Raw genomic sequence first — 5,726 nt, forward strand, 5'->3', positions numbered from 1 at the left:
TTCCTCCTTAGCTCAGCTGGTAGAGCGACGGACTGTTAATCCGCAGGTCGCTGGTTCAATCCCAGCAGGAGGAGCCACATTCTTTTCTTTCACACCTCTCTCAAGTTTTAATAAATGTCTGACGCAATTATATTTATGTCTCAATATTTAGATATGCTATTTTTGTAGTTGAACATACCATGTTAGACTCCATTAACATAACTAGGCCTATAATTGAATCAGCCTTAACTTAGCTTGGATGCGATATGAAAGAGTACAAACATAGCCTTATTATTACCAATGCCATTATTTTGGTTGCTGCGATAGCAGTATTATTGGCAATTAAGCTTCATTTCACACCACTAATTACAGTTGTTAATGAAGACGTCACCAGTGATATTACTCAAACGATTGAGATAAAAGGGGCAACTCAAAACACTGCAGACCAACTTGCCGCTAAGCATCATCTAAGCCATTTACAAATCACCGATAAATCAGGTGACTTCTCTTTTATGGCCAATACATCGGAAGGCGTTTCGCTACTCTTTAAACTTCTATTTCCAAGCGCTACCGAAAAAGTCGATATTCAGACCGCTACATTAAGTATTAATTACATCAATAGCTTTCAAGCAACAGCCAGCATAGCCACCACGCTTTTCTATCAATTATTAGTTTTATTCATAGCAACCGCTGTATTGGTAAACTGGGCGTATTTCCGTTTAATTAAGAACTTAGAAAAAAGCTTAGTGCAGGAAGTCAGCTCAGAAGACGCACAACTCAGCACTTTTTCTCAAGTAACTGAACAGTTATTGGAACAAAGACAACGCTTTCATCAAGTGATGCAAGAGCAGCAACAAAAAATTCAGTTACTTGCTAAGCAAGTGAACATGGATAATTTGACAGGTCTAAATAACCGCCACGCCTTTCGTAAAGAACTAACGCAAATATTAAGCTCTGAAGGTGACAGCAACGCCGCTATCCTTGCCCTTGTTCGCGCATCGGAATTAAACAACATCAACCAACAGCGTGGTTATCAACAAGGTGATATTTACCTGTCAGATATCGGCCGCATGCTAGTGCAATTAATTAAACGCTTTCCTGAATGCCAGTGTTACCGTATTTCAGGCTCAGATTTTGCCCTACTCGCCCCCAACATGACCATTAGCGCGGCGCAAAAACTAGCTAAAACATTAAAACATCATTTTGATGAATACCAAGCACTGCATAACTTAGAAAGTGTGGCTTACACAGGTTTGTCCGCTATTTCTTCAGGCCAATTACCCGAGCAAGTATTGGCTCGTGCCGATATTGCCTTAGCAAAATCACAAACCGAAGGCGTTAATGCTTGGGCATTTGAGCAGAATGACTCTAATGAAACCAATTTAGGTCAACTGCACTGGAAGAAGGTGATTGAAGAAATCATTGAAACCCGCGCAGTCATGTTGCTGCATCAACCTATCCAAGCCATTCATCGCAACATGAAAGGTTACCAAGAAATATTTACGCGTTTCGTTGGTCAAAACAACGCGATGATCCCAACGGAAACTGTGTTTGCTATGGCCCAGCGTATGGACCTAATTGTAAAACTAGAACAAGTTATTCTCGAAACCATGGTTAGCCAATGCCGCCATAAAACCGATGGCTCAGCCCGTTGGGGGGTTAATATTTCCGCCACTTCATTACAAAACAGTGCTTTTATTGTCTGGCTTGAGCGTTTATTACTACGTGAACCAAACATTGCAGCATCGATGATTTTTGAATTTGATGAAGAAGTGTTAGATCGTAACTTAGTTGCAAGTAAACGTGTGTTTGATATGTTAAAACGCACTGGCAGTCGCAGTGCCATTAGTAAATTTGGTAAAGGTATTGGTTCATTTCGCTTGTTTAAAGAGCTAAAACCAGATTTTGTAAAAGTGGATGCGGGACTGATCAGTAATATTGAACGCGACAGTGCCAACCAACAATTTTTACGTATGATTGTCGATGTGGCCCACCGTATGGGCTGTCAGGTAATTGCGGAAGGGGTTGAACACCTAGAGCAGAAACAATTACTTGAAAATATGTACGTTGACGGTCTACAAGGCTTTTTAATTTCTCGCCCCACTCCTCTATCAAAAGTTAAATAATTTCACTCGCGGTTTAATAACCCGCTATTTTAGGCCTTACTCACTGTAAGGCCTTTTGCCAAAAGCGATTAACCCTTCAGCAGTTGCACTAAATTAGCCATGATTTAGCTTATTTCATCGCGTAAAACTTGTTAATATAGCCATTCGGCAATCAAGTGAATGACCAAAATGAGCGAATATCTTCTGCTATTAATCGGTACGGTATTAGTCAATAACTTTGTACTGGTAAAATTTCTCGGCTTATGCCCATTCATGGGAGTATCAAGTAAGATCAGCACAGCTGTTGGCATGTCGTTTGCGACGACTTTTGTACTGACCTTAACCGCAGCCGTCTCTTATTTAGTCAATCAATACCTGCTACTGCCTTTAGACATGATTTACCTGCGCACACTGAGCTTTATTTTGGTGATCGCTGTGGTGGTTCAATTTACCGAGATGGTGGTGCATAAAACCAGCCCAAGCTTGTATCGATTATTGGGTATCTTCTTGCCATTGATCACCACTAACTGTGCGGTATTAGGGTTAGCGCTATTAAACGTCAATGAAGGGCATAACTTTGTTGAATCACTCATTTATGGTTTTGGCGCTGCGGTGGGTTTCTCATTGGTTCTCATTTTATTTTCTGCCATGCGTGAGCGTTTGGCTGCCGCTGATGTGCCATTACCATTCAAAGGCGCATCTATTGCAATGATCACCGCCGGCCTAATGTCATTGGGCTTTATGGGCTTTACCGGCCTAGTTAAGTTTTAACGGAGCAGTACGAACAGATGGGTATTGGAGTTGCAATCATCAGCCTAGGGCTATTAGCGCTAGTATCTGGTTTGATCTTAGGCTACGCCGCGATACGTTTTAAAGTTAAGTCAGATCCGATTGTGGAGCAAATTGACGCGATTTTGCCGCAAACCCAGTGTGGTCAGTGTGGCTACCCCGGTTGTAAACCTTATGCCAATGCAATAGCTAACGGCGATGAGATTAATAAGTGTCCGCCAGGCGGCGAAGCTGTAATTTTAAAATTGGCTGATTTAATGGGCGTTGAGCCCACCAAGTTAGAAGGCGAAGAAAAGCCAAAAGCCGTCGCATTTGTCCACGAAGACGAATGTATTGGTTGTACTAAATGTATCCAGGCTTGTCCGGTTGATGCCATTTTGGGCGCAACGCGTCAAATGCACACGGTGATCACCGATGAATGCACGGGTTGTGAGCTTTGCGTCGCCCCATGCCCTACAGATTGTATTGAAATGATCCCAGTAGGCGAAACAACTAAAACTTGGCAATGGGATCTTAACTCTATTTCAATCAAAGAGGTTCAGTAGTTTGATTCAGTCTATATTGGCCCAAATTAAAAGAGGCAAACTCTGGCAATATGCTGGCGGTATTTTTCCTGCAGAGCGTAAATCTCTTTCAAATCAACAGCCCATTGCTCCCGCCCAAATACCCAATGAGCTTATTATCCCCCTTAATCAACACATTGGTGAAGTGGCGGACTTATTGGTGAATGTTGGCGATAAGGTTCTTAAAGGCCAAGCCTTAACCAACCATAATAACTTTAGAGCGCTCCCCGTACATGCAAGTAGTTCAGGCACAGTAAAAGCCATTGAGCCTCGCCCTAGCTGTCATGCTTCGGGCTTAGCTGAACTAAGTATCGTGATAGCAACAGATGGTAAAGATGCGTGGCGGGAGCGCATCCCTACACCTGACTTCACAGTATTAGACCGCCATGCCATTATCGACAAAATCCACCTTGCTGGCATTGCTGGTAAAGGCGGTGCCGGTTTCCCAGCGCACATAAAATTGTCTGTTAAAGCCGATATTGAGCTATTAATCATCAATGGTATCGAGTGTGAACCTTATATTACCTCTGATGATATGCTAATGCGCGAGTATGCCGATGAACTTATCAAAGGCATTGAAATCTTAGAGTTTGTTACGCAATGTAAACAAACAGTTTTTGCAATTGAAAGTAATAAACCCGAAGCAATTGCCGCATTATCAGCATTTGATACCGACACCCGCCGCGTGACCAGTGTACCGACAAAATACCCCAGTGGCGGCGAGAAGCAACTCATCGAGCTGCTCACTGGCAAACAAGTCCCCAGCAGTGGATACCCTATCGATATGGGTATTTTAATGCACAACGTCGGCACCGCATTTGCAATCAAGCGTGCTGTAATAGACGATGAGCCACTGATCTCTCGTATCGTTACCATCACGGGTGAAGCTTTCAAAGAAAAAGGTAATGCTCAGGTGCTATTGGGCACTCCGATCCAGTCTTTACTGCAACAATTTGAGCTTGAACCACAGCCTAATGGCCAAACTCGTTTGATCATTGGCGGTCCAATGATGGGATTTACCCTGCCAGATGCAATGGCTCCAGTGATTAAGACCACTAACTGTTTATTAGCGCCAACTGTAAAAGAGTTACCACCTCCGGGCCAAGAAATGGCTTGCATTCGCTGCGGTGAATGCGCCGATGCTTGTCCTGTTTCACTATTACCACAACAGCTTTACTGGTATGCCAAGGATAACGACCACGAAAAACTCAATGACTACAACCTGTTTGACTGTATTGAATGTGGCAGTTGTGCGTACGTATGTCCCAGTGAAATTCCCTTAGTTCAATACTATCGCATTGCTAAAGCCGATATTCGCAAACAAGAAACGGAGAAGAAAAAAGCTGAAATAGCTCGGATCCGTCATGAAGCAAGACAAGAGCGACTCGATCGTGAAAAAGCGGCACGCGAAGCGAAACACAAAGAAGCCGCTGCGAAACGTAAAGCGCAATTAAATGCGGCAGCGAAGCCAGAGTCTGAAACGGCAACCGCGCCAGCTAAAGATAAAGCGCAAGATGCTGTGGCACAAGCCCTTGCTCGCGCTAAAGCCAAACGTCAAGCGCCCAACACTAACGCCGATACTGATGTAGCAGCAGCGCGCGCCGCCCGTAAAGAGCAAGCTCGTTTAGCAAAAGCGGCAAAAGCCGCACAAGAACAAGCTGACGATAGCGCAACAACAGCTCAAGAGCAGCAAACAGAAGCAAAACCAAAAGCCACGAATCCAGCTGTAGCCGCCGCCATCGCGCGCGCTAAGGCGAAAAAAGAAACGCAGCAAGCTGAAAATGAGGCACAAGCATCTGAAGAGAAGTCTGCGCCAAGTAAAAATCCAGCCGTTGCCGCTGCCATTGCTCGCGCGAAAGCTAAAAAAGAGGCACTGCAAGACGATAACGAAACGCCAGCACCGCAAGAAAAAGCTGCGCCAAGTAAAAACCCTGCCGTTGCTGCAGCCATTGCTCGCGCCAAAGCTAAAAAGGCTGCGCAGCAAGCTGAAAAAGAAGAGCCGCAGCCTCAGTCAGCAACAGCTGAGCAAGACGATAACGAAACGCCAGCGCCGCAAGAAAAAACTGCGCCAAGTAAAAACCCAGCCGTTGCTGCAGCCATTGCTCGCGCCAAAGCTAAAAAGGCTGCGCAGCAAGCTGAAAAAGAAGAGCCACAGCCTCAGTCAGCAACAGCTGAGCAAGACGATAACGAAACGCCTGCGCCGCAAGAAAAACCAGCGCCAAGTAAAAACCCAGCCGTTGCCGCTGCCATTGCTCGCGCTAAAGCTAAAAAGGCTGCGCAGCAAGCTGAA

General features: G+C 44.8%; 4 protein-coding genes and 1 tRNA gene. All 5 read left to right on the forward strand.

Features of this window, described 5'->3' with window-relative positions:
• Window position 1: 1 nt before the first annotated feature.
• Window positions 2-77: transfer RNA gene (locus Q4519_RS21190), tRNA-Asn, on the forward strand.
• A gap of 168 nt (window positions 78-245) precedes the next feature.
• Window positions 246-2,105, forward strand: coding sequence for an EAL domain-containing protein (locus Q4519_RS21195; protein ID WP_232799711.1), 1,860 nt, complete (start codon window positions 246-248; stop codon window positions 2,103-2,105).
• A gap of 168 nt (window positions 2,106-2,273) precedes the next feature.
• Complete coding sequence (gene rsxA / locus Q4519_RS21200; RefSeq protein WP_232799712.1) at window positions 2,274-2,855, forward strand: electron transport complex subunit RsxA; 582 nt, start codon at window positions 2,274-2,276, stop codon at window positions 2,853-2,855.
• Between the two features lie 17 nt (window positions 2,856-2,872).
• On the forward strand, window positions 2,873-3,418 hold the full coding sequence (gene rsxB / locus Q4519_RS21205) for an electron transport complex subunit RsxB (protein ID WP_232799713.1): 546 nt from the start codon (window positions 2,873-2,875) through the stop codon (window positions 3,416-3,418).
• A 1-nt stretch (window position 3,419) separates the two neighbouring features.
• A partial coding sequence (rsxC, locus tag Q4519_RS21210; RefSeq protein ID WP_303515853.1) for an electron transport complex subunit RsxC occupies window positions 3,420-5,726 on the forward strand: 2,307 nt, incomplete at its 3' end.

This window comes from Motilimonas sp. 1_MG-2023 (assembly GCF_030547455.1).
In the GTDB taxonomy this organism is placed as follows: Bacteria; Pseudomonadota; Gammaproteobacteria; order Enterobacterales; family CBDFNC01; genus Motilimonas.